Origin of the sequence: Bacillus sp. JJ1521 (assembly GCF_036965165.1) — a bacterium.
Taxonomy (GTDB): Bacteria; Bacillota; Bacilli; order Bacillales; family Bacillaceae_L; genus Ferdinandcohnia.
Map to the genome: position 1 here is coordinate 1 of NZ_JBALOX010000019.1, position 582 is coordinate 582.

Sequence of the window (582 nt, forward strand, 5' to 3'; positions counted from 1 at the left end):
TTTTTTATTTTTAGGAAAGAAAATGTAAAATTTTGGTCTGCCACGGCATTTAATGTTGTGGTTCTTTCTATTTATGGGAATAATATTTAAAGCTAAGTTTTTTGATAAAAGCTAATAAAGGGAAACGAAAAACGGAAAAGGAAATAAAAGAAATGAAGGGGAAAGGTAGTGGAGAAACCTGCCCAAATACCTTTCAACGTGGATATGAAGAGGAAAGGAAGCCGTGAATTCCACCCAAATCTTTTTCATGAAGGTTATGAAGGGGAAAAGGAGCGATGAACTCCACCCAAACCCTTTTCATTGGGATTATGAAAGGGGAAAAAGTAGGAACTCTATTCAAAACCACTTCAGTAGCCACATATTGGTTTTCATCAACTCAATGATACCCTTTTCTGCGATTCAATGGCGCCATTTTGGTATTCATAATCTCGATGGTAACCGTTTTTGCGATTCAGTGGTTGCATTTTGGTTTTCATCACTCTTATGAAGCCTCGAACGCATCCGAAGCCCGCGCGGAAAGTACTTCATAGCCTTTATGAAGCCTCGAAAGCAACCGGAGCCCAAGCGGAAAATCCTTCATTG